A 23,529-nucleotide genomic window follows, 5' to 3' on the forward strand; every position below is an offset into this window, starting at 1 on the left:
AAAAAGACACGAATGAAACCTCGCCTGGCCGAGCTGATGAAGCAGCCCGGCGGCATCTATGCCGCCGAGGCCCTAGAGCGCGCCGAGCAGGCGCTCGAAACCATGCGCGAGCCGTTGCTGGGCTCGATCGACGAGGCGTTGGTCGAGCTTGAGCGCCTGTCCAACCCCTTTTCGGTTCAGGCGGTCCCCACCCTCTATCGTCTGTCGAGCGACATCATCAACTTCTCGCTGGCCGAGCAGATCAACGGCGTCGAACGCGCCGCGCGGTCGCTGTGCGAACTGCTGGACGAAGCCATACCGACCGATCCGACCACCCGGGCTGGCGTCACGGTCCATGTCTCCAGCCTGAAACTCCTGCACCGCCGAGCCGACTCCGAAATCGACCAGGAGTCGATCCTGAACGGCCTCGGACGCATTCTCGCCAAGGCGCGGGAGACCGCAAAGGCCGAGGCGGCCTGATTTAAGGCGCGCCCGCCCCTGCGGCGCCTGCTCTCAAGCCTCTCGCGGTCTGGCGCAATGGCGCTAAGCTGGGAATCAAACGCGCGTTCGATCCGGACGCGCGTGGATTTGCCCAAGGCCGCACCATGAGCTCCTCTCCCGCCCCGACGGCGACCGACCCTCAGCTCTTGCAGGCCCTGCGCGACACCGTCCGCGCCCTGTGCCGCGACTTTCCGGGCAGCTACTGGCGGGGCCTGGATCGCGAGAAGGCCTATCCCACCGATTTCGTGCAGGCGATGACCCGCGCCGGTCTGCTGGGCGTGCTGATCCCCGAGGAATACGGCGGCAGCGGCCTTGGCCTGACCGCGGCGGCCGCAATCCTGGAAGAGGTCCACGCCAATGGCGGCAACGCCGCGGCCCTACACGCCCAGATGTACACCATGGGCACGGTGCTACGGCACGGCTCACCTGAGCAGAAGCAGAAATGGCTGCCCGCCGTGGCCGACGGTTCGATCCGGCTGCAGGCCTTCGGCGTGACCGAGCCCACCGCCGGCACCGACACCACCTCGATCAGCACCTTCGCCCGGCGAGACGGCGACACCTATGTGGTCAACGGCCAGAAGGTCTGGACCAGCCGCGCCGAGCACTCCGACCTGATGGTGCTGCTGGCCCGCACCACGCCCAAGGATCAGGCAGCCAAGAAGAGCGAGGGCCTGTCGGTGTTCCTGGTCGACATGCGCGCGGCCAAGGGTAACGGCCTGACGATCAAGCCGATCGCCACCATGCTGAACCACGCCACCACCGAGGTGTTCTTCGACAATCTGGTCATTCCCGCCGACAGCCTGATCGGCGAAGAGGGCAAGGGCTTCAAATACATCCTCGACGGCATGAACGCCGAACGGATCCTGATCGCAGCCGAATGCCTGGGCGACAGCGCCTGGCTGATCGGCAAGGCCCGCGACTACGCCAATGAGCGCCGCGTCTTCAATCGCCCGATCGGCCAGAACCAGGGCGTGCAATTCCCGATCGCCAGGGCCTATGCGCAGGGCCACGCCGCGCGCCTGACGGTCTATGACGCCGCCGCCCGCTACGAGGCCGGCCTGCCCTGCGGCGAGCACGCCAATATCGCGAAAATGCTGGCGTCCGAGGCCAGCTGGGCCGCCGCCGACATGTGCCTGCAGACCCACGGCGGCTTCGGCTTCGCCGAGGAATACGACGTCGAGCGCAAGTTCCGCGAGACCCGGCTCTACCAGGTAGCCCCGATCTCGACGAACATGATCCTGGCCTATGTGGCAGAGCATGTGCTGGGCCTGCCGAGGTCGTACTGATGGCGCGGCTCGAGGACTGGATCGGCCGTGAGCGCCGCAGGGTCGAGGTGCTGGCGCCGGGCGATCTGGCGCGCCTGGCCGCCGTGCTGGATCGGCCCGAGGCGCCGACGGAGGTCCCGCCGGCCTGGCACTGGGCCTGCGCGGTCGAGACGCCCCGCCAGTCGCAGATCGGCCCCGACGGCCACCCGCTGCGCGGCGGCTTCATGCCCCCGGTCCCGGCCCCGCGCCGGATGTTCGCCGCGGCCGACATGCGGTTCGCGGCGCCGCTCCTGGCCGGTGTCGAGACCGAGTGGGTCGAGCATATCGCCTCCATTTCCGAAAAGGCGGGCAAGAGCGGGCCCCTGACCTTCGTCGAGGTCGAGCGGCGGATTTCGCAAGGCGGCGTGCTCTGCGTCTCCGAGACCCAGACCATCGTCTATCGCCCCGCCCCGGCGCCGGGCGAGCCCGCCCCCTACCCCGTCGCCGCGCCGGACGACGCAGACTGGCGCGTGACCGTGACGCCCGACGCGGCGTTGCTGATGCGGTTCTCGGCGGCGACCTTCAACGCCCACCGCATCCACTATGACCGGGCCTATGCAATGGAGGGCGAGGGCTATCCGGGGCTGGTCGTCCACGGGCCGCTGATCGCGCTGAGCCTGCTGGAGGCCTTGCCCCCAGAGCGGACTGTGACGCGCTTCTCGTTCAGAGCCGTGCGCCCGCTGTTCGACGGCGCGCCGTTCGACGTCTGCGGCAAGCGCGTGGATGGCGGCGCGGAGCTTTGGGCGCGATCGGCCGAGGGATGGCTGGCGATGACGGCTCGGGTGGAGTGGGCGCCTTAAAATTCCCCAAAGTCCGCTCTCCCCGGCGAAAGCCGGGGCCCAGATTCATCCAGAGCGTTTGGGGATGATGCGCCTTCGGACATAGCCAAGCACACCGACCTCTCAGGGTTCGATCTGGGCCCCGGCCTTCGCCGGGGAGAGCGGAGAAAAGTTAGGCCTCTGCCCTCAGCACCACGCTCGCGCCCTTCAGCCCCTTGGCCGAAGCCGTGACCCGCACCTCGCCCGCCGCCCCGCGCCGTGTCCGCACGATGGCCTGGCACAGGCCGTTGAAGGCCTTGCGCTGGCTGGCGACGTCGGGCTCGTGGCTGGTGGGATTGCCGTTGCCGACGCCGATCACCTGGCCAGGGCCTGACAGTTCGAACACCACCAGATCATCGGCGCGCGGCACCGGCCGGCCCTTGGCGTCCAGCACCTCGACCTTGAAGATCGCAACGTCCTGGCCGTCGGCCTTCAGGCGCGAGCGGTCGGCGGTCAGGCGCAGGGATGCGGCCGGGCCGGCGGTCTCGCGACGCTCGCGCAGGATGACCTTGCCGTTCCTGTAGCCGTGCGCTTCGAGCACGCCCGGCGCATAGGGCACGGACCATTCGACATGGCGGTTGCGCGCCACCTCGCGCACACCCTGGCTCCTGCCGTTCAGGAACAGCTCGACCTTGTCGCAGTTGCTGTGCGCCCACACCGCGATCGGCTGGCCCTCGCGGCCTTCCCAGTTCCAGTGCGGCAGCAGGTGCAGCAGCGGCTCGGGCCGCCACCAGGCGCGGTAGTAGAAATAGTTGTCCTTGGGAAAGCCGCAGGTATCCAGCGCGCCGAAGTGCGAGCTGATGCTGGGCCAGCGGTTGAAGGGTGTCGGTTCGCCGCGATAGTCGAAGCCCGTCCAGATGAAGCCGCCGGCCATCCACGGACGGTCGGCCGCGTGACTCCACCACTTCTCGGCCGTCGTCGCCCACCAGGGATGGTCGGTGTCATAGGCCGGGACATAGCTCTTGGTCTCGTCGCGGACGTATTCGCCGCGCGTCGTGACTACGCTGCCGCTCTCGCTGCCGATGATCGGCAGGTTCGGGAAGCGGGCGTGGAAGTCGTCCATCTTCTCGTGGCGATAGTTGAAGCCGATGACGTCCAGCGTCTCGGTGATGCCCTCGCCGAACCCTGAATCCATGGCGGCGGTGACGCCGCGCGTGGGGTCAAGGCGATTGACCAGCCGCTTCATCGTCCGCGCCACGCGGGCCCCGCGCGCCGTGCCCTGCTGGGGCTCCTCGTTGCCGATCGACCACAGGATCACCGACGGGTGGTTGCGGTCGCGGCGCACCAGGCGTTCCAGCTCGTCCAGCGAGGTCTCGTCGCTGGACATCCGGCGGGTCTCGTTGATGACCAGAATGCCCAGGCGGTCGCAGGCGTCCAGCAGCTCGGGTGTCGGCGGATTGTGCGAAGCGCGATAGGCGTTGCAGCCCATGCCCTTCAGCTGCTCCAGCCGCCAGACCTGCAGGGCGTCGGGGATCGCCGCCCCGACCCCGGCGTGGTCCTGGTGGTTGCAGGAACCCTTCAGCTTCACCGACTGGCCGTTGAGGAAGAAGCCCCGGGCCGGATCAAAGGCGACCGAGCGGACACCCAAGCGGGTGACGACGCGATCGACCCTCACGCCGCCGACCTTCACCTCGGTGACCAGCCCATAGAGGTGCGGGTTTTCCAGCGACCACAGCACGGGATTGGGCAGTTGAACCGTCAGGGCCAGTGACTGGCGCTCCCAGGCCGGCAGACGCCCCTGCGCGGGGGCGGGGGTCAGCACCGGCTTGCCCTGGGCGTCCAGCACCGTGTGCAGCACCTCGAACTCGGCGCGCACGTCGCTTTCGTTGATCAGGTCGGTGTCGATCGACAGGGTCCCGTCCACCCTGGCGCGCACGAAGACGCCCCACTGCGGCACGTGCACCGGCGCGGTCTTGACCAGCCAGACGTGACGATAGATCCCCGCCCCTTCGTAGAACCAGCCCTCGCCCAGGCTGGCGTCGATCCGCACCACCAGGCTGTTGTCGCCGCCGACATTGGCGATGTCGGTGATGTCGACGCGGAAGGGGCTGTAGCCGCTGTCTTCGCGCTCCAGGATGTAGCCGTTGACGATGACCGTGGCGTCGCGGAACGCGCCGTCGAACTCGATCGACAGGCGCTTGCCGGCGTCGGCGGCCGGCAGGGCGAAGGTTTTGCGGTACCAGCCGATGCTGGTCTCGGGAAACTCGCGGCCCAGCGGCTTGTAGCCATGGGCGGCGCGCAGGTCCTCGTCGTCGGGCTTGCCGGACGGGACATAGGCGGGGTTGTCGACAAACGGCAGCTCGACGGCCCAGTCATGCGGCAGCGTCACCGGGGCCCAGGCGCTGTCGTCGAAATCCGCCTGGGCGGCGGCGGCCACCCACCAGTTCGGGGCGCTGGCGCCGGCCTTGGCGAAGGTGCGCTGGTTGGCGCCGAAACCGAAGTCACGCGCGGGATCCTGGGCGTGGCCCAGCTTGAACTTCCAGTCGAAATCCAGCGACAGGCGCTCACGCGGCGCCAGATCGAGAACGGGCGCGCTCGTCGCGGGCGCGGCGGCGATCGAGGACGATGCGGCCGCCAGGGCGGCGGCTCCGGCAGTGGCGGCCAGGGCTTCGCGGCGGCTGAGTTCGACCATCAGAGACCTCACGCTGAAAACAAAAAAATGGGGAGGAAGCGCGGCGCTTCCTCCCCAGTCGCAGGATCATCGGGGAGGAGTGATGAATCCCAGAAATGGCGGGCGAACCCGCCAGCCGTCGCCCCTCGCAGGAGGAGGCGACGGAAAGGCCTAGAACTTCACCGTCACATCCATCAGGAAGCGGCGGCCATAAACGTCGTAGCGGCCGATCCGGTTGGGATCGTTGTCGCGGTACATGCGCAGGGCTTCGTTGGTCAGGTTGTTGACCTGGAAGCGCACGCCGATGTGGTCGTTGATCTGGTAGGACGAGCTGAAGTCGAGGGTCTTCTCGGTCTCCAAGGTCTGCAGGTCCGCGCCGCTCCAGCCGTAAATCACGGTCATCGGGCTGTGGTACTTGTAGCCCAGGCGCGCTTCCAGCGGGCCGCTGGCATACCACAGGTCGACCGTGGCGGTGTTCTTGGCCAGGCCGGTCATGTCCAGCGGATTGTTGGCCGGCGAGAACTCCTTCAGGTCGGAGTCGACATAGGCGTAGTTCGAATAGATCCCGAACTTGTCCAGACCCGAGGGCAGGAAGAAGAACGGCGTCTGGAAGGTCAGTTCCAGGCCCTGGATGTAGCCGCCGCCGCCATTAGTCGGGCTGGACACCGCATAGGTGATGCCGTTGTAGACCACCGGGCTCTGCTTCCAGCCGATATAGGAGCTGACGTCCTTGTAGTAGTAGGACGCCGCGATCAGGGCTTCGGGACGGAAGTAGTATTCGGCCGAGGCGTCGAACTGCCAGGCCTTGAACGGATCCAGGGTCGGGTTGCCCGCGCTGCCGGTATAGGGCGACCAAGTGGTCAGGCTGCGGCTGGCGCGAAGCTCGTCCAGCGGCGGACGGGCGATGACCTTGGCCACGCCCAGGCGCACCACCTTGCCGTCGCCGAAGTCGAACTTGGCGTTCGCCGAGGGCAGGATGTCGGTGTAGTCGGCGTCCACCGTCACGGCGCTGAAGACGCCGGCGGTGTTCTGCTGCTGGCCGTCGCTGCTGGTCTCGGTGTGGACGACGCGGACGCCGGCGTTGCCGGTCAGCCACGAGCCGGCGATGGCGTCGAGGCCAAAGTTCAGCTTGCCGTAGCCCTCATAGACCTTCTCGTTGACGGCCCACTGCTCGCCCAGTTCCTCGGTGGCGTTGGACAGGGCGAACGCGTTGGCGCCGTAGGCGACGGCCGCGACCTTGTCGATGTCGCCGGTCAGGATGGCCGGGACGTTGGCGCCCTTGCCGATCGTGTAGGCGGTGAACAGGTTGGCCGCCACGGTCGCGCCGGTCGGAGCCGGCGAGAAGCTGAAGCTGGTGTGGTCCTTGGTGCGGTCCGAAGCGCGAACGCCGAACTGCACGGTCTTGAACACCCCGTCGCCGAGGTCGCGGGTGACGTCCAGGGCCGCGGCCTTCAGTTCGTCGTTCAGGTGCTCGGGACCATCATACGAGCCCCACTGGTTGGCGAACTGCGGCAGGCCGATGCTGGCGGCGCTGGTGGTGATGGTCGGGGTCTTGCCGGCCCGGGTGTCGAAGGTGGTCCATTCCGGATAGGCCTCGACGCGGACGCCCTTCCACGAGTTGGTGCGTTCGGCCTTGGAGTAGGAGACGTCGCCGGCCACGGTCCAGACGTCGCGCGTCCACTTGCCGTTCAGGCCGCCGACCAGCAGGTCCTTGTCCTCGGTGTACTTGGACAACACGGTGGTGACCGAGCTGAAGGGCAAGCGCGCGGCGACCACGGTGTTGTTGACCAGGGTGTAGGACGCGCCGGCGGCGGTGTAGTCGCCCAGATTGCCGTTGTTCCAGTTGCCCCAGTTGTTACGGCCCCAGACGGTCTGGTCCTGCAGTTCCGAGATCTTGATCTTGGAATAGAGGACGTCGCCCTTCAGTTCGAAATTGTCGGTCGGACGCCATTGCAGGCCGCTGGAAACGCCGGTGCGCTTCTGGTCAATGCGGCTGGCCGACATCTGGGCGCCCCACGGGGTGGCGTCCAGCTTACCGTCGCCGTTCAGGTCGCCGCTGTAGTCGCTGGCGCCGGCCGGCGCGCGGGCCAGCGAGTCGTTGTAGCCCCAGCCCGTGAACGAGCCATAGCCGTTCTTCTGGCGCTGGGCGGTGAGCCCCAGGACGACGGCCAGATCGTCGTTGAACTTGTGCACGAACGAGCCCGAGGCCCGGTAGCCGGTGGTGTCGTAGTTGGGGATGTCCTTGCCGCCGTCATAATAGACGGGGCCGACGCGGCCGACGAAGCTGGGGCCCTTGTAGTCGAGCGGGGCGATCGTATCGATGTTGATCGTCGCGGCCACGCCGCCGGCGATCAGGTCGGCCGACTGCGACTTGTAGACCTGCACGCCCGAGACGACTTCCGACGGATAGATCTCCCAGCGGACGTTGCGGTCCGGCTCGGTGGAGGCCACTTCGCGGTTGTTGATGGTGCCCAGCACCAGACGCGCGCCCAGGCCGCGCACCACGGCCTGGCTGTCATTGCCGCGGTCGCGGGTGGCGTTGACGCCCGGCAGGCGAGCGATGGATTCGGCGATGGTCACATCGGGCAGGACGCCGATGTCCTTGGCCGAGATGGCCTCAACCACCTTGTCGGAGCCCTGCTTCACGGCCAGGGCGTCGCGCAGGCTCTTGCGCACGCCGGTGACGACGACTTCCTCGACCTGGGCGGTTTCGGTGGTCTGGGCATAGGCGCCGGTTGCGGCGGCGAGCGTCAGGCCGCTGGCGGCGGCGAGCAGAATGGCATGGCGCGTCATGGTTTCCCCCGAGTTTTGGAACGCGCGCGCCTCGTTGGGCGCAGCGGCTTTGTGGCGTCGACGATGGCCAGCGCGGACACCCGCTGGATCAGTCAGGCGCGGATCACCGCACCGAAATTGTTGTCGCGCCTCTGATGGACACTTCCGGTTCGGCACGGGGCCTGACCGAAGGGAACCTATTTATCGTATCAATCACATTTGGCAAGGGTTTCGCGTCATGACACCGGGATCATTGTCGCGCCCTGCCCCACGACCGCCGTCGCGGCCGGCGCGTCGGCGACCGCCTCTCGGGCCGCCGCGGTCGCCACGGTGACCGAAGCGCCGGGCATCAACCGGGTCCTGTAAATCCAAGAAGCTCCCTGGCGGACCATGGGCAAAGGCCCGGCGCCGCCCAGGAAATCGCCGTCGATGAAGCGCTGCGCCTCGGCGCCGGCGGGAGCGCGGAAGGTCACGTCTACTGGATGGACATAGGGCGTCTTCAGCCAGTCGACGCCTTCGACAGCCTCGCCCTTGAAGTCGAACAGGGCGGCGTTTTCCCAGTTGGAGCCCGTGCCCCAGCGGGTCTTGCACCGGGTCGAAACCCAGGACGGCTCCCAGTAGACGACCCCTACCCCGCCACTGGCGAAGACCAGTTGGGTCAGGTCGGTCAGGTACGTCTTCTGTCCCGCCGGCGTGGCTGGATAGCCAGCGATCAGCGAGTCCTGACCCAGCAGGTTGGGCGAGGAATCGGCGCCTTCATTGGTGAACGGATAGGCGGTTTCGACCACCAGGACGTCGGCCGGATAGAGGTGGCGCATCCGGTTGATGGTCTCGCCCAACTGCGCCATCGTGCGCTTGGACCACTTGCTGTAATAGCTGATCCCGACCAGATCGAAGTCGGTCACGCCCGCCTTGGCCGCCGCCGCGAACCACGGCTCGACGTTTTCGGGCTGGGCAATGTGCAGCATTATCCGTGGCTTGATCTTCGCGGTCGCGCCGGCGTCGCGCACCGCCTTGATGCCGGCGTTGAACAACAGGGCGTTGCGGGTCCAGTCGATCGGGTCCTTGGCGCGGGCCAGGGTTGAGACGATCTCACCATTGGTTTCGTTGCCCACCTGTACCAGGTCGGGCATCAGCCCCTCGCGGTCCAGGGTCGTCAGGGTGTCATGGGTGAAGGCGTAGAGCGCCCTGGCCTGATCGGGGGTCGACAGCGTCGCCCAGGCCTTGGGCGCCAGTTGCTTGTCGCCATCGGCCCAGTCGTCGGAATAGTGGAAATCCAGCAGCACCTGCAGGCCGGCGGCGCGGGCCCGGGCGATGCTTTTCTTCACGTCGGCGAGGTTGGAATAGGGCGTCCAGTCCGGGTCGTTCCAGATGCGGATCCGCGCCACATTGGCGCCCGCCGACTTGAAGAAGGCGTACTGCTCCACCCGCTGCCCACCGGCGCGATAGACCGCGCCGCAGTCGTCCATCTCGTTGGCGTAGGAGATGTCGACGCCCAGATAGGACGGCGGCTGCTGCGCTTGGGCCTGACCGCTCAGCAGGGCCGCGCAGGCCAGAAGGCTCGCGCCGAAGGGACGGGTCATGCGGGTGCTCCTGGGTCGCCGGTCCGAAATACTGGCCGACCTTATGGGCACATTTATAGTACTAATCAATCACCATCCGAGACGGTGAGGATCAGGCCGGCTCCGCCCCCAGCACCCGGGGATCGTTCTCCAGGCTGGAGGTGTCGAAGCCGTGATAGAGCGACAGGAAGCGGAACGGGTGCTCCTGATAGCTCCCGAACATGATGTTGTTGATGTCGGTGGTGGTGTCGAAACAGCCCAGCACCGCATCCGGAACATGCCGCGTCAGGTGATGACGGCCCAGCAGCAGGGCGACCTGGTCGATCCAGCGGGTGACCACATCCCGCGCCAGCCGGTCGTCGAGATAGGCCCGCAGGAAGTTGAACAGGCGCGCCGCGTTCGGGGTCGGATTGACCAGCAGCAGGTTGGCGGTGACCCGCGAGCCGGCGGCCAGGTTCTTCCAGTTCTCGTTGAAGACCACGTCGGCCCTGGCCCATTGCTCCAGGAGGTCGCTGACCCCGCGCTGCAGCAGCAGGTCAATGTCGGAGACGAAGATCGGCCGGCCCAGCGTCGCCAGAAGGCCGCCCAGACGCTGGAAACGCACCGACTGGAAATGGGCCACCGGCAGGGCGATCAGCCCCTTGGGCGGCGCGTCATAGCAGCGGGTGGTCACCGCCGCCGCGTCGAAGTCATCGCCGACGAAGATCAGGCGCTCGTCCGTCACGCCGACAGACTTGACCGCCTGCGCCAGGCGGTCTCCGCCGCCGATCACATGGATCACCACCAGACTGGACACATCGCTGTGGCGCAGCACCGACAGGGCGTACCAGCGGCCGTACTGGTCGACATATTTCTCGTCGGCCGCGGCGAAGAACACCGCCCGGACGTCCAGGCGGTCGGCAAGGGCCTTCAGCCCGGCTGCGTCCAGGTCTTCACCCGCCGCGGTCAGAAAACGGGCCGGCGGGTCGGACGGCGGCGCGGGCGTCGGCCCGATGATCGCCTCGATATCCAGCGACCCCAGCAGCGCCCGGTAGTGATGCACCCAGTCGGCCCATTCCGGATCCGACAGCAGGTCGCCCACCGCCACATTGGGAACCTCCGCCGCCAGGTTCGCCAGCAGGGCCAGATCGCGGTCGGACAGTGGCCGACACAGCAGCAGGCTCATCGCCTCGTGGAAGTCGCGCAGGCGCACCAGAGGATGGATGTCCTTGTCGGGCGACACCGCCAGCACGGCCCGATTCCGGATCTCGGCCTCGTGGTCGCCGGTCGCCCGCGCGTGGTCGGCCAGCAGGGTCAGCGCCCCGACATGGCCGGGGTCCAGAACGATCAGCCGCCGGGCAAAGCTCAGCGCTTCATCCGTGCGTCCCAGAGCCTGGTTGCAGCCCATGGCCGCCCCGACCATCTGGGCGCCGCCGGGCATCAGTTCGGTCATCACCGAGGCGTAGGGCTCGGCCAGGGCCACCTCGCCGCGGTTGAGATGCAGGTTGAAGGCCTGGGAGCCCATCGCGGTCTGCTGCTGGATCAGCGGCCACAGGGCGTGGATGTCCGGCGTCAGGGCCCGGGCCTTGACCAGCGCCCGCAGCGCCTCCAGCACCCGCCCGCACGCCAGATGGCTGCGCGAAACGCCGATCCAGGCCGCATAGTCATGCGCCCCGCCCAGCAGATGCTCGAACAGGACCAGGGCGTCCTCGGGACGTTCCTCGGTGAACAGCCGCTCGGCCAGGGCCAGCACGTCAGCCTGGCGCGCGCCGGAAGCCGTCGTTTCCGGGCGACGCAGCCGGTCGGCGCGCTCGAACAGCACGTCGATCTGCAGCAGCGCGTTGTCGTGCAGCTGCGGCATCCGGTTGAATTCCATGACGTCAGCGCACTTGAAGCCCATCTGCGCCATCTTGGCGAAGATGTCCTCGGCTCGGGCGCCGCCGATATTGTAGTCGACCAGCGAGACCTCGATCTGGATGTAGTCGGCCCTGGAGAGCACCGCCTCGCCGCCGACCAGCACGTCCACTTCCGAGCCCTGGGTGTCGATCTTGACGAAATCGAACTGGCGGCCGGCGAACAGATCGTCGATCCGCGCCTTGTCGACCTCGTGCCGGATGGCCGTCTCGTCGTCGAAATATTCGGTGTTTTCGCGATAGAGCGAGCTGCCGGTCGATTGCAGCCAGGTCTTGCTGAGGAACAGCTCGCCCTTGCCGGCGACGTCGGAGGCGGCCACCTCGTGCCGCTCGAACGGAAAGCGCAGCAGCTTGTCGCGGCAATGCGGATTGGGCTCGATCAGGGTCGGCAGGCACCCCGGAAACACCTCCAGAAAGGCGTGGGTGTACTCGCCAAGATGCGCGCCGACGTCCAGCATCGTCCGGGGCGCGTAACCCTCGCGCCGCAAGGCCTCGAGGTGCTGGCGGTTCATCGGCGGGTCCTCATCGGCCCTCGGCCGCAGCTATGTCCTCGGCGGTCCAGAACCGGCCGTCGGGGCCCAGCGGGCGCGCCAGATGGCGGCGGGTCAGGCCCGCCTTGTACAGGCTCTCGAAATCGCGCTCGACCAGCATCTCGCGATCGTCGCGATCCAGCGCGATGCCGATCTCCAGATAGGCGTCCAGATTGGCGATGTTCGGCGTCGGGCGCTGGCCGGCCTGATACTCGGCGGCCATCTCGTGGAACAGGTCCTCGACGCTGCGCACCAGCAGGTCCATGTCGAACAGCACGCAGGTGGCGCGGTTGGCCTCCAGCCGCTCGTGCAGGGCGCGCGTCCCCTCGCGGTCGCCCGCCAGGGCCACGGCGCGCTCCACATAGTCGTCCGCCGTCTCGCAGACCAGTTCGGGCAGACCCGCCGAACGCACCAAACTGCCGCAGACCCGCGAGGCGAAGCCCCGGCCCGACAGGGTCAGCACCGGCACGGCCATCCACAGGGCGTCCGAGGCCGTGGTGTGGGCGCCATAGGGCGCGGTGTCCAGGAACAGATCGGCCAGCGGATAGCGGGCCATGTGTATCGGATTGGGCTGCTTGGGCGCGAAAATCAGGCGCTCGCTCTCGACGCCGCGCAGGCGGGCCTGCTCGCGCAGGCGGGCATTGGTTTCGGGATTGCTGTCCAGCAGCCATAGCACGCTGCCGGGCGTGCGCTTCAGGATCTCCATCCAGCGGCCGAAGGTGAAGGGCGTGATCTTCTGCGGGCCGTTGAAGCAGCAGAAAACGAAGGCCTCCTCGGGCAGGCCGGCGTCCGTGCGACTCGGACGGGCCTGCGCCACGATCCGCTTGCGGTCGTTGGGTTGATAGCAGGGGATGCGCCGCACGGCCTCGGAATAGAACTGTTCGAGTTCCGGCGGCGTGATCCACGGATCGCCGATGATGTAGTGGTGGAAGGCGCTGCCCATGGTGCCCGGATAGCCCAGCCAGTTGACCAGGATCGGGGCCGGCCGGCGGGCGAAGACCGGGGTGCGCGAGTCGCGCGTGTGGCCGTTCACATCGACCAGGATGTCGATCTGGTCGTCGGCGATCGTGCGGGCCGCCTGGTCGTCGGTCATGCCGCGGATGTCGGTATAGTGCTCGACCGCCGCCCGGGTGCGGGCGTTGAGGGCGTCTGTCGCCGGCGGTCCGCAATAGTAGGCGAAGACCTCGACCTTCTCACGGTCATGCAGCTCGAACAGCTCGGCCATCAGATAGCCGACGGCGTGGTCGCGCAGGTCGGACGACACATACCCCACCCGCAGGCGGCGGCCGGTCAGGTCGATGGGCGCGTCGCGGCGCTCGGCGATGATGGCCTCGGGCGCGCAGCTGCCGTCGCGGTCGGTGAAGGCGGCGGCGGCGCCCAGCTGCAGCAGCGGGTCATCGGAATAGGCGGCGACCGACAGGGGGTTGATCCCCTTCAACAGCGCGCGGCGATCGACCCGCTCCCACGGCTCCAGAGGCGGCCACTTGCACTGGCCCAGTCGCGCGGCGACCAGCTGGCCGATGGTGTCCATCTGGGTGGGATCAAGGTCGGCGCAGCGCCACAGGGCGGTCTCGGCGCGGCCGGTCTGCTGGGCCTCCAGCAGGGCGCGGGCCATCTGCCTGTAGGCCGAAAAGACATAGTGGGCGTTAGAGCCGGTGATGGCCAGGGGACGGGTGGCGGCGGCGCTCCAGGTCGCTATCGCCGCTTCCAGAGCCCCGGCCCGCTCCTGCAATCCACCCAGATTGATATAGGCCGGCAGGAAATCGGGATTGAGGGCGATCGCCCGCTCCAGATTGGCGATCGCGGCCTCGCTGCCGCCGATCCCCGACTGCAGGGTCGCGCAGTTGAACAGGGCGATGAAGAGCTGCGGATGCTCCGGATTGAACTGGATCCAGATCTTGTAGACCTGCTCGGCCATCGCCGTCTGGCCGGCCTCGGTATAGCGACCGGCGGCGTTGATCGCATCGCCCAGCGGCAGCCCTTGGGTCGTAATGGCCTGGATCAGGGCGAGGTCGTCGGTTTCAACCATGGTCATCTCAAGCGCGTGCGTCGGGCCGAAGCGCCCCCGACTCGCATCGCGTGATGTTGGCACGTTGGGCAAACCTCACCAATCGCCGCCCAATCCTGTCGCGTTCTGACCAGTCGCGTTCTGGCCGGGCGCGCCCGACCCGGCCGCCGGCGTCCTGCGACGCCGGCGAACCGAAGGGTCTTAGGTGACGCCCAGATAGGCGATGATCTGCGGATCCGACAGGCTCTGCACCTGGGTGGTGGTCAGAGCACCAGCCTGGGTGGAGGTCAGGGCCGAGATGTTGGTCGTGCTCAGATTGTCCAGCTGGGTGATGGTCAGGCTGGCGATCTGGGTGCCCTGCAACGATCCGACCTGGGTCTCGGTCAGGCCGCCGATGACGGTGGCCGACAGGGCCGCGACCTGACTGGTGGTCAGGGCCGCGATCTGGGTGTCGAACAGTTCGCCGATATCGGTGGTCGACAAGCCCTTGATCTGGGTCGCCGTCAGGCCCTTGACCTGGGTCGTGCTCAGCGCCGCCGTCTGGGTGGCGTCGAGCGCCGAGACGTTGGTGGCGCTCAGCGCGGCCAGCTGGGTCGTGGTCATGGCCCCGATCTGCGTATCCAGCAGTTCGCTGATATCCGTCGTCGACAGGCCACCCAGCTGGGCGGTCGTCAGACCCTTGATCTGGGTGGTGTTCAGCGCCGCGACCTGGGTGTCCGCCAGGGCCGAGAAGCTGGTCGCCGTCAGAGCGCCGAGTTGCGATGTGCTGAGCGCGGCGATCTGGGTGGTCGACATGGCCTGCAGGGCGGTCGCGGCGAAGGCCGTGATCTGACCGGTCGTCAGGGCGCCGACCTGGGTGGCCGACAGCTCGGTAATGTCGGTGGTCGAAAGACCCTTCAGCTGGGTGTTGGTCAGGCCCTTGACCTGGGTGGCCGAGAGACCGGCCATCTGGGTCTCGTTCAGGGTCGACAGGTTGGTGGCGTTCAGCGCCGCCAGCTGCAGGAGGCTCAGCGCCGCCAGCTGGGTATCGGCCATGGCGCCGACCTGGGTCGTGTTCAGGGCCGCGATCTGCGAGGTGGTCAGGCCCTTGACCTGGGTCGTGCTCAGCGCCGCAACCTGCGTGTCCCTCATACCGAACAGCATGCCGGGGCTGAACGACCCCACCTGGGCCGCCGACAGGGCGGCGATCTGGGTGGTGGTGAAGTCAGAACCGATGTCCAGATCGTCCATCGCCTTGAGCTGGGTCGTGGTGATGGCCTTGACCTGGGTCTCGGAGAGCGCGCCGAACTGGGTGGCGTCGAAGGTGCGGATATTGCTGCCCAGGGCCGCCACCTGGGTCGCGGTCAGGGCCGCGATCTGGGTGTCGACCAGGCCAGCGGCCTGATCCACGGTCAGGGCGCCAACCTGTAGCGCCGTAAGCCCCTTGACCTGGGTAGCGCTGAGCACGTCGATCTGGGTGTCGAACAGCGCCTTGACGTTGGTGGTCGTCAGGCCCGCGATCTGAGTCGCGCTGAGCGCCTCGACCTGGGTGGTCGACAGTTGCTGGACGTTGGTGCTGGTGAAGGCGCCGATCTGGGCTGCCGTCAGAGCGCCGATCTGCGTCGCCAGAAGCTCGCCGACGTCAGCGGTCGACAGCCCCTTCAGCTGGGTCGCCGTCAGGGCCTGCACCTGGGTGTTGCTCAGGGCCGCGACCTGGGTGTCGGCCAGGGCCGAGACATTGGTCTCGGACAGGGCCTTGAGCTGTTCAGCCGTCAGGGCGCCGATCTGGGTCTCGGAGAACTGCGCCATGTCGCCCGCGTTCAGACCCTTCAGCTGGGTCGCCGTCAGGGCTTTGATCTGGGTCGTCGACAGGGCCGCGACCTGGGTGTCGTCGAGCGCCGAGATGTTGGTCGCCGTCAGGCTGGTCAGTTGCGTCGGCGTCAGAGCCGCGATCTGGGTGTCGGCCAGCTCACCGATGTCGGCGGTCGTCAGGGCCTTCAGCTGCGAAGCGTTGAAGCCCTTGATCTGCGTGGCGTTCAGGACCGCGATCTGCGTATCGGCCAGGGCCGAGATATTGGTGGCCGTCAGGACGCTGATCTGGGCGGCGCTGAGGGCGCCGACCTGGGTTTCCGACAGGGCCTGCAGGTTGGTCGTGTCCAGGGCCGTGATCTGCGCCGTGGTCAGGGCGCCGACCTGGGTGGCCGACAGCTCGGCGATGTCGGCGGGCGTCAGGCCCTTCAACTGGGTCGCAGTCAGGGCCTTGATCTGGGTCGTCGAGATGGCGGCGACCTGGGTCTCGTTCAGGGCCGAGATGTTGGTGGCGCTCAGCGCCGCCAGCTGCGAGGCGGCCAGGGCTGCCACCTGGGTGTCGAGCAGTTCGCCGATATCCGCCGTGCTCAGACCGCCCAGCTGGGTGGTCGTCAGACCCTTGATCTGAGTGGCGTTCAGGGCCGCCATCTGGGTGTCGACCAGGGCCGAAATCCCGGTGGTCGACAGCGCGCCCAGCTGGATGGCCGTCAAGGCCGCGACCTGGGTGTCGGCAAGCTCGCCGATGTCTGCCGCGCTGAGGCCCTTCAGTTGCGTCGCCGTCAGGCCCTTGATCTGGGTCGCGGTCAGGGCCGCGACCTGGGTATCGGCCAGAGCCGAGACATTGGTCGCGCTGAGGGCGCCGATCTGGGCGGCGCTGAGGGCGCCGATCTGGGTGTCGGCGAGATCACCGATATTGTCAGCCGTGAGGCGCGCGACCTGAGCCGTGGTCAGGCCCTTGACCTGCGTGGTGCTGAGGGCGGCGAACTGGGTGTCGGCGAGCAAAGTGACATTGGTCACCGACAGCGATCCGATCTGGGTGGCCGTGAGGCCGCCAATCTGGGTTTCCGTCAGCGCCTGCAGGTTGGTGACCGACAGCGCCCCGATCTGGGCGGCGCTCAGGGCGCCGACCTGGGTGGACGAAAGCTCGCCGATATCCCCGACCGAAAGGCCCTTCAGCTGGGTGGTGCTGAGCGCCTGGATCTGGGTGTTCACCAGGACGCCGACCTGGGTCTCGCTCAGGGCCGAGACATTGGTCTCCGACAGCGCCTTCAGCTGTTCGGCGGTCATGGCGGCCACCTGGGTGGTCGTCAGCTCGGCCATGTCGGCGGTCGACAGGCCCTTCAGCTGGGTCGCCGTCAGGCCCTTGATCTGGGTGGTCGTCAGAGCCGCCGTTTGGGTTTCGTTCAGCGCCGAGATGCTGGTCGCCGTCAGGCTGGTCAGTTGGGCGACGCTCAGCGCCTGGAGCTGAGTATCGACCAGTTCGCCGATATCGGCCGTGCTCAAACCCTTCAGCTGCGTCGCGGTGACGCCCTTGATCTGGGTGGTGCTCAGGGCCGCCACCTGAGTGTCGGCCAGTGCCGAGAAGCCGGTCGCGCTCAGGGCGCCCAGCTGGGCGGCGCTCAGGACGGCGACCTGGGTGTCGGCCAGGTCAGCGATGTTATCAGCCGTCAGCTTCGACAGCTGGGCCACCGTCAGACCCTTGATCTGGGTGGTGCTCAGCGCGGCCAGCTGCGTGTCGGCCAGCTGGGTGATGCTGGTCGCCGCCAGGGCGCTGATCTGCGTGGCGCTCAGGCCGCCAATCTGGGTCTCAGACAGCTGTTGCAGGTTGGTGATCGACAGGGCCGCGACCTGGGCCGAGGCCAGGGCGCCGACCTGGGTGGCCGACAGCTCGGTGATGTCGTCCGTCGACAGACCCTTCAGCTGGGTCGTGGTCAGGGACTGAACCTGGCTGTTGCTCAGGGCGCTGATCTGGGTCTGGGTCAAGGCTGAGATGGCGGTGTCCGCGAAAGCCTTCAACTGCTCGCCGCTCAGAGCGCCGATCTGGGTCGTCGACAGCTGGCTGACGTCTGTTGCGGACAGCCCCTTCAGCTGGGTCGCCGTCAGGCCCTTGACCTGGGTCGCCGAGAAGGCCTGGAGCTGGGGCTCGTCAAGGCTGGCGAGGTAGGACGCCTGCAGGCTGCCCACCTGGGCCGCCGAGAGCGAGCTCAGCTGCGTGACATTGAAGTCGGCATACTCGCCGCCATCCAGCATCTTCAGCTGGGTGGCCGTCAGGGCCTTCATCTGGGTGGTGCTGAAGCCTGCGGTCTGGGTCTCGTTCAGATCCTTGAAGCTGGTCGCGTTGAGCGCGGCGACTTGGCTGGTCGTCAGAGCTTCGATCTGGGTGGCGACCAGAGCGTCGGTGACGCCCGGAGTCATTGCCGCCATCTGCGAGGCGGTGAAGCCCTTGATCTGGGTGGTGCTGAGAATGGCGACCTGCTGGTCGCTCATAGCCTGCACATCGGTCACCTTCAGCGCGCCGATCTGGCTGGCGCTGAAGACCCCGACCTGGGTCTCACTCAGCGTGCCGACGGCCATGCCGCCCGGCAGACCGGCGATCTGGGCGGCGGTCAGGCCCGGGATCTGGCTGGTCTGGAGGTCGGCGGCGTGGGCGCTCAGAAGCCCCTGCAGGGCGTCGGCCTTCAGCGCGCCGACCTGCGTGGTCGTCAGCGACGCGGCCTGGGTCGCATCCAGGGCGGAGGTCGAGAAGGTGACGAAGGCGCCGACCTGGGTGGCGGTCAGGGCCTGGATCTGGGTGACGTCAAATTGCGCGAGGTTGCCGCTCAGGGCCGCGATCTGGGTGGTGGTGAGCGCCTTGACCTGCGTCGTGGTCAGGGCCGTCTGTTGGGTGTCGTTGTTGGCCAGCTGAATCAGGTTGGCCGTGCCCAGCGCTGCCAGCTGCGTGCCCGAAAGCGCCGCCACCTGGGTGTCGAGCAGGTAGTTGGTGTTACCCCCGGTGAGGCCGGCGATCTGGGTCGTGCTCAGGGCCTTGATCTGGGTCGTGGTCAGGGCCTGCTGCTGCGAGGGATCCAGACCATTGATGGCGGTCGTGGTCAGGGCCGAAACCTGGATGGCCGTCAGCGCCGCGATCTGGGTGTCTGCCAGGGCGTCGATCTGGGTGTCGGCCAGGGCCTTCACCTGCAGGGCCGTCAGCCCCTTGATCTGGGTCTCGCTGAACGAGGCCAGTTGCGTGTCAGCCAGCTGACCGACGTTCGTCGCCGACAGGGCGGCGATCTGGCTGGCGCTCAGACCATCGATCTGGGTTTCCGTCAGCTGCTGCAGATTGGTCAGCGAGAGGGTGCTGATCTGGGCGACGCCGAGCTGGCCGACCTGAGTCGACGACAGCTCGCCGATGTCGGCCGTCGACAGGCCCTTCAGCTGGGTCGTGGTCAGGGCCGCGACCTGGGTGCCGACCAGGGCGGAGACCTGGGTCTGGCTCAGGGCCGAGATATTGGTTTCCGACAGCGACTTGACCTGATCGACAGTCAGGGCGGCGACCTGGGTGTCCAGCAGCTCACCGATATCGGTGGTGGACAGACCCTTGATCTGGGTGGCGGTCAGCCCCTTGATCTGGGTGGCGTTCAGGGCGGCGACCTGTGTGTCGACCATGGCCGAGAAGCCGGTGGCGCTCAGCGCGCCCAGCTGGGTGGCCGTCAGGGCCGCAACCTGGGTTTCGGCCAGCTCGCCGACGTCGCCCGCCGACAGGTTCTTCAGCTGGATGGCTGTCAGGGCCTTGATCTGCGAGGTGGTCAGCGCCGCCGTCTGGGTCTGGCTCAGGGCCGAGACGCTCGTGGCGCTCAGCGCCGCAACCTGGATCGGGGTCAGCGCCGCCACCTGGGTGTCGGCGAATTCGCCGATGTCGGTGGTGGTCAGAGCCGCCAGCTGCGAGGTCGTCAGACCCTTGATCTGGGTGGAGTTCAGCACGGCGACCTGCGTGTCGACCAGGGCCGAGAACGCCGTGGCGCTGAGGGCGCCGATCTGCGCGGCGCTCAGCGAACCGACCTGGGTCGTGGTCAGGGCCTGCAGGTTGGTGACGCCCAGCGCCGAGGTCTGGGACGGAGTCAGGGCGCCGATCTGGTCGGCCGTCAGCTCGGTCATGTCGGTGGTCGACAGGCCCTTCAGCTGCGTCGTCGACAGGCCCTTGATCTGGGTCGCCGTCAGGGCCTGGGTCTGGGTCTGGTCAAGCGCCGAGATATTGGTCGCCGAAAGCGCGCCCAGCTGGGCCACGGTCAGGGTCTGGATCTGGGTGTCGGCCAGTTCGCCGATGTCGGTGGCCGACAGGCCCTTCAGCTGGGTGGCGGTCAGGCCCTTGATCTGCGTCGCGCTCAGCGCCGCCGTCTGGGTCTGGCTCAGGGCCGAGACGCCCGTGGCCGAAAGGGCGCCGATCTGGATCGCGGTCAGGGCCGCGATCTGGGTGTCGGCCAGTTCGCCGATGTCGGTGGCCGACAGGCCCTTCAGCTGGTTGGCCGTCAGGCCCTTGATCTGCGTGGTGCTCAGGGCCGCCATCTGGGTGTCGGCGAGGGCCGACACATTGGTCGCGCTGAGCGAGGTGATCTGGATCGCCGTCAGGGCGCCGACCTGGGTGTCGGCCAGATAGCCGACATTGGTGGTCGTCAGGGCGGCCAGTTGGCCGGCCGTCAGGCCCTTGATCTGGGTCGTGTTGAGGGCCGCGAACTGCGTGTCAGCCAGCAGGGTGACATTGGTGGCCGACAGGGCGGCGATCTGCGAGGCGCTGATGCCGCCGATCTGGGTGGTGGACAGCTGTTGCAGGTTGGTGACCGACAGGGCGCTGATCTGGGCGGTGGCCAGCGCGCCGACCTGGGTGGCCGACAGCTCGGTGATGTCGGTGGTCGACAGACCCTTCAGCTGGGTGGCGGTCAGCGCCTGGACCTGGCTGTTGCTCAGGGCGGCGATCTGGGTGTCGACCAGGGCCGAGATATTGGTCTCGGTCAGGGCCTTCATCTGTTCGGAGGTCAGGGCGCCGATCTGCGTGGTCGACAGATCCCCCATATCGGCGGTGCTGAGCCCCTTGATCTGGGTGGCGGTCAGACCCTTGATCTGGGTCGTGCTGAGCGCGGCGGTCTGGGTGGCGTCCAGGGCCGAGATATTGGTCGTCGACAGGCTGGACAGCTGGGCCGGCGTCAGGGCGGCGATCTGCGTATCGGCCAGCTCGGCCATGTCGCCCGTCGTCAGACCCTTCAGCTGGGTCGCCGTCAGGGCCTTGATCTGGGTGGTGCTGAGGGCGGCGGTCTGGGTCGCGTCCAGGGCGGACACACCCGTGGCGCTGAGCGCCGAAACCTGGGTCGGCGTCAGGGCCGCGACCTGGGTGTCGGCCAGTTCGGCGATGTCGGTGGTGGTCAGGGCGGTCAGTTGCGAGGCCGTCAGGCCCTTGATCTGGGTGGCGTTGAAGGTCGCGACCTGGGTGTCGGCCAGAGCCGAGAAGTTGGAGGCGCTCATAGCGCCGATCTGCGAGGCGGACAGGGCGCCGACCTGAGTGGTCGACAGGGCCTTCAGATTGGTCGAGTCCAGAACCGCGACCTGAGCGGTCGTCAGGGCGGCGACCTGGGTTTCCGACAGCTCGCCGATGTCGGTCGTGTTCAGACCCTTCACCTGGGTGGTCGAAAGGCTCTTGATCTGAGTGGCGTTCAGCGCCGCCGTCTGGGTGGCGTCAAGGGTCGACAGGCTGGTGGCCGTCAGGGCCGTGATCTGAACCGAGGTCAGGGCGGCGACCTGGGTATCCAGCAGTTTGCCGACGTCCGTGGCCGTCAGGTCCTTCAACTGGTTGGTCGTCAGGCCGCGGATCTGGGTGGCGTTCAGCACGGCCACCTGGGTGTCGGCCAGGGCCGAGACCTGGGTCGAGGCCAGGGTTCCAAGCTGCGCGGCCGACAGGGCGCCGACCTGGGTGGTCGACAGCTCGCCGATGTCGCCAGTCGTGAAGCCCTTCAGCTGGGTCGCCGTCAGGCTCTTGATCTGGGTGGTGGACAGCGCCGCCACCTGGGTGACGTCGAAGGTCGAGATCTGGGCGCCCGACAGCGCGCCGATCTGGGCGACGGTCAGGGCCTCCACCTGGGTGTTGGCCAGTTCGCTGATGTCGGTGGTCGTCAGGCCCTTCAGCTGGGTCGCCGTGACGCCCTTGATTTGGGTGGCCGAGAGGGCGGCGACCTGGGTGTCGACCAGACCCGAGAACTTGGTGGCCGACAGCACGCTCACCTGCGTCGCGCTCAGCGCGCCGATATGGGAGGTGTCCAGGCCGGCGAGCTGGGTGGAGGTCAGGGCCGAGACCTGCTGGCCGCTGAGGGTCGTCAGCTGACTGACGTCGAAGACCACGTTTGGCGCGAACTTCGGGATCTGGGTGGTGGTTAGGGCCTTGATCTGGGTCTGGCTGAGCGCCGCGACCTGGGTATCGGCCAGAACCTCAATGCCGCTGGCGTTGATGGCCCCGATCTGGGTGGAGCTGAGCGACTGGATCTCGGTCGTCGTCAGGGCCTGGATGGCGCTGGCGGGAAGGGCCGAGATTTGAGCGGCGGAGAGGCTCGAGATCGACATGCAGCTGTCCTGGCCGGGGTCCGCGCGGAGCGCGCGAAACTCTAACGCTTTTCGGAAACGGAGCCTGGATACGCGGGCGCCGACCTTGACCGACTCTGGTCAAGTTCCGGTAACCTTATTTTCTTTCCAATAGGTTTCAACGGGACATGCCGACGCACTCGCGAGACACTCAGGACAAGGACGTCAGAAGACGAGGGCCAAATGTCCAGCGCTGTGCAAAGGCCTTAAATATCAAGGCTCGACGCCGCAAATGAAGCGGTGGATTTGATTTCCGCGACGCCGCGCCTCGCCTCGCCCTGATCCATAATTCAAGATCGAAACCGCCGCATTGAGACCTGTCGGCGAAGTTTGAGCAGGCCGGGTGATTCGTCTGTCTCTTAAGGAACGCGCTTAATTTCGGTTAGTCAGTTGTTCTAGTCGGCCGAAACACGCTCGACAGTCGCCGCCAGAAGATAGCCCTCATATCTCACGGTACGGATCAGTTGCCGCCCGCCTTCAACACGGCTCAACTTGGATCTCAGGCGGCTCATGGTGACATTGATCTGCTGGGATCCAACCCGCCCCTCCCCGCCTCTGGGGCCCTGGATCAGCTCCTCGCGGGTCAGGATCTGCTGCGGCCTGGAGACCAGGGTCAGCAACAGGGTGAACTCGGCCGACGACAGGTCGACCACGCCGCCATAGGGATCCAGCAACTGGTGGGCGGCGACGCTGAGACGCCAACCGTTGAACCGGTAGACGATGAAGCGATCATCGTCCCGACCCGGTCGAGCGCAGTCGCGGCGGCGACGCAAGACCGAGCGGATACGGGCCAGAAGCTCCCTCGGACGATACGGCTTGGCCAGATAGTCGTCCGCGCCCATCTCCAGCCCGACGACGATGTCGCTCTCCTCGGCCAGCGCGCTGACCACGACCAGGCCCGGCGATGGCGTCCGCCCCCGCAGGCGGCCGCAGACCGACAGTCCGCCCTCGTCTGGCAGCATGATGTCGAACACCACGATGTCGACCTCGATCTCGCTGAGGATACGGTCCATCTGCCGGCCGGACGACGCGGCCACGACCTCATATTCATGCCGCGACAGCAGCTCGCTCAGCGAGGCGCGGGCCGCCGGATCGGGATCGAGCAGGAGAATTCTTTGACGCACGGCGGAAAAGCTTCCGAAACCTGGGGAAACCCCTGGCTAT

At 67.3% G+C, this 23,529-nt stretch carries 10 protein-coding genes; 3 read left to right on the forward strand and 7 right to left on the reverse strand.

Annotated features, from left to right (window positions below; all coding sequences use genetic code 11):
- The first annotated feature begins 12 nt into the window (after nucleotides 1-12).
- The 3 genes from ACW17V_RS13910 to ACW17V_RS13920 all read left to right on the forward strand — a co-directional run bounded on the left by ACW17V_RS13910 (nucleotide 13) and on the right by ACW17V_RS13920 (nucleotide 2,584).
- Complete coding sequence (locus ACW17V_RS13910) at nucleotides 13-459, forward strand: hypothetical protein (protein WP_492105679.1); 447 nt, start codon at nucleotides 13-15, stop codon at nucleotides 457-459.
- A gap of 125 nt (nucleotides 460-584) precedes the next feature.
- Nucleotides 585-1,766 (forward strand): acyl-CoA dehydrogenase family protein, encoded by a 1,182-nt coding sequence (locus tag ACW17V_RS13915; protein ID WP_492105680.1) that lies wholly within the window; start codon nucleotides 585-587, stop codon nucleotides 1,764-1,766.
- Complete coding sequence (locus ACW17V_RS13920; RefSeq protein WP_492105681.1) at nucleotides 1,766-2,584, forward strand: HTD2 family dehydratase; 819 nt, start codon at nucleotides 1,766-1,768, stop codon at nucleotides 2,582-2,584. The genes ACW17V_RS13915 and ACW17V_RS13920 overlap by 1 nt, the downstream gene beginning before the upstream one ends.
- Nucleotides 2,585-2,735: 151 nt before the next feature.
- On the opposite strand, the gene galA is transcribed toward ACW17V_RS13920, so the two are convergent.
- From galA to ACW17V_RS13955, 7 genes are all read right to left on the reverse strand, one after another.
- The gene (galA, locus tag ACW17V_RS13925; protein ID WP_492105682.1) at nucleotides 2,736-5,234 is read right to left on the reverse strand and encodes a beta-galactosidase GalA; all 2,499 of its coding nucleotides are present in this window, start codon (nucleotides 5,232-5,234) and stop codon (nucleotides 2,736-2,738) included.
- 150 nt (nucleotides 5,235-5,384) lie between these two features.
- On the reverse strand, nucleotides 5,385-8,006 hold the full coding sequence (locus ACW17V_RS13930) for a TonB-dependent receptor (protein WP_492105683.1): 2,622 nt from the start codon (nucleotides 8,004-8,006) through the stop codon (nucleotides 5,385-5,387).
- Nucleotides 8,007-8,221: 215 nt separating this feature from the next.
- The gene (locus ACW17V_RS13935) at nucleotides 8,222-9,568 is read right to left on the reverse strand and encodes a glycoside hydrolase family 53 protein (protein ID WP_492105684.1); all 1,347 of its coding nucleotides are present in this window, start codon (nucleotides 9,566-9,568) and stop codon (nucleotides 8,222-8,224) included.
- A gap of 91 nt (nucleotides 9,569-9,659) precedes the next feature.
- Nucleotides 9,660-11,951: an FkbM family methyltransferase gene (locus tag ACW17V_RS13940; RefSeq protein ID WP_492105685.1), complete on the reverse strand. Its 2,292-nt coding sequence runs from the start codon at nucleotides 11,949-11,951 to the stop codon at nucleotides 9,660-9,662.
- Nucleotides 11,952-11,961: 10 nt separating this feature from the next.
- The gene (locus tag ACW17V_RS13945) at nucleotides 11,962-13,998 is read right to left on the reverse strand and encodes an O-linked N-acetylglucosamine transferase, SPINDLY family protein (RefSeq protein WP_492105686.1); all 2,037 of its coding nucleotides are present in this window, start codon (nucleotides 13,996-13,998) and stop codon (nucleotides 11,962-11,964) included.
- A gap of 180 nt (nucleotides 13,999-14,178) precedes the next feature.
- Nucleotides 14,179-22,347, reverse strand: a complete 8,169-nt coding sequence (locus ACW17V_RS13950; RefSeq protein ID WP_492105687.1) for an ice nucleation protein — start codon at nucleotides 22,345-22,347, stop codon at nucleotides 14,179-14,181.
- Nucleotides 22,348-22,760: 413 nt separating this feature from the next.
- Nucleotides 22,761-23,489 carry a response regulator transcription factor gene (locus ACW17V_RS13955; RefSeq protein ID WP_492105688.1) on the reverse strand — a complete coding sequence of 243 codons (729 nt, stop codon included), beginning with the start codon at nucleotides 23,487-23,489 and terminating at the stop codon, nucleotides 22,761-22,763.
- Nucleotides 23,490-23,529 lie beyond the last annotated feature (40 nt).

This window comes from Caulobacter sp. FV2ye17ST (assembly GCF_058680955.1).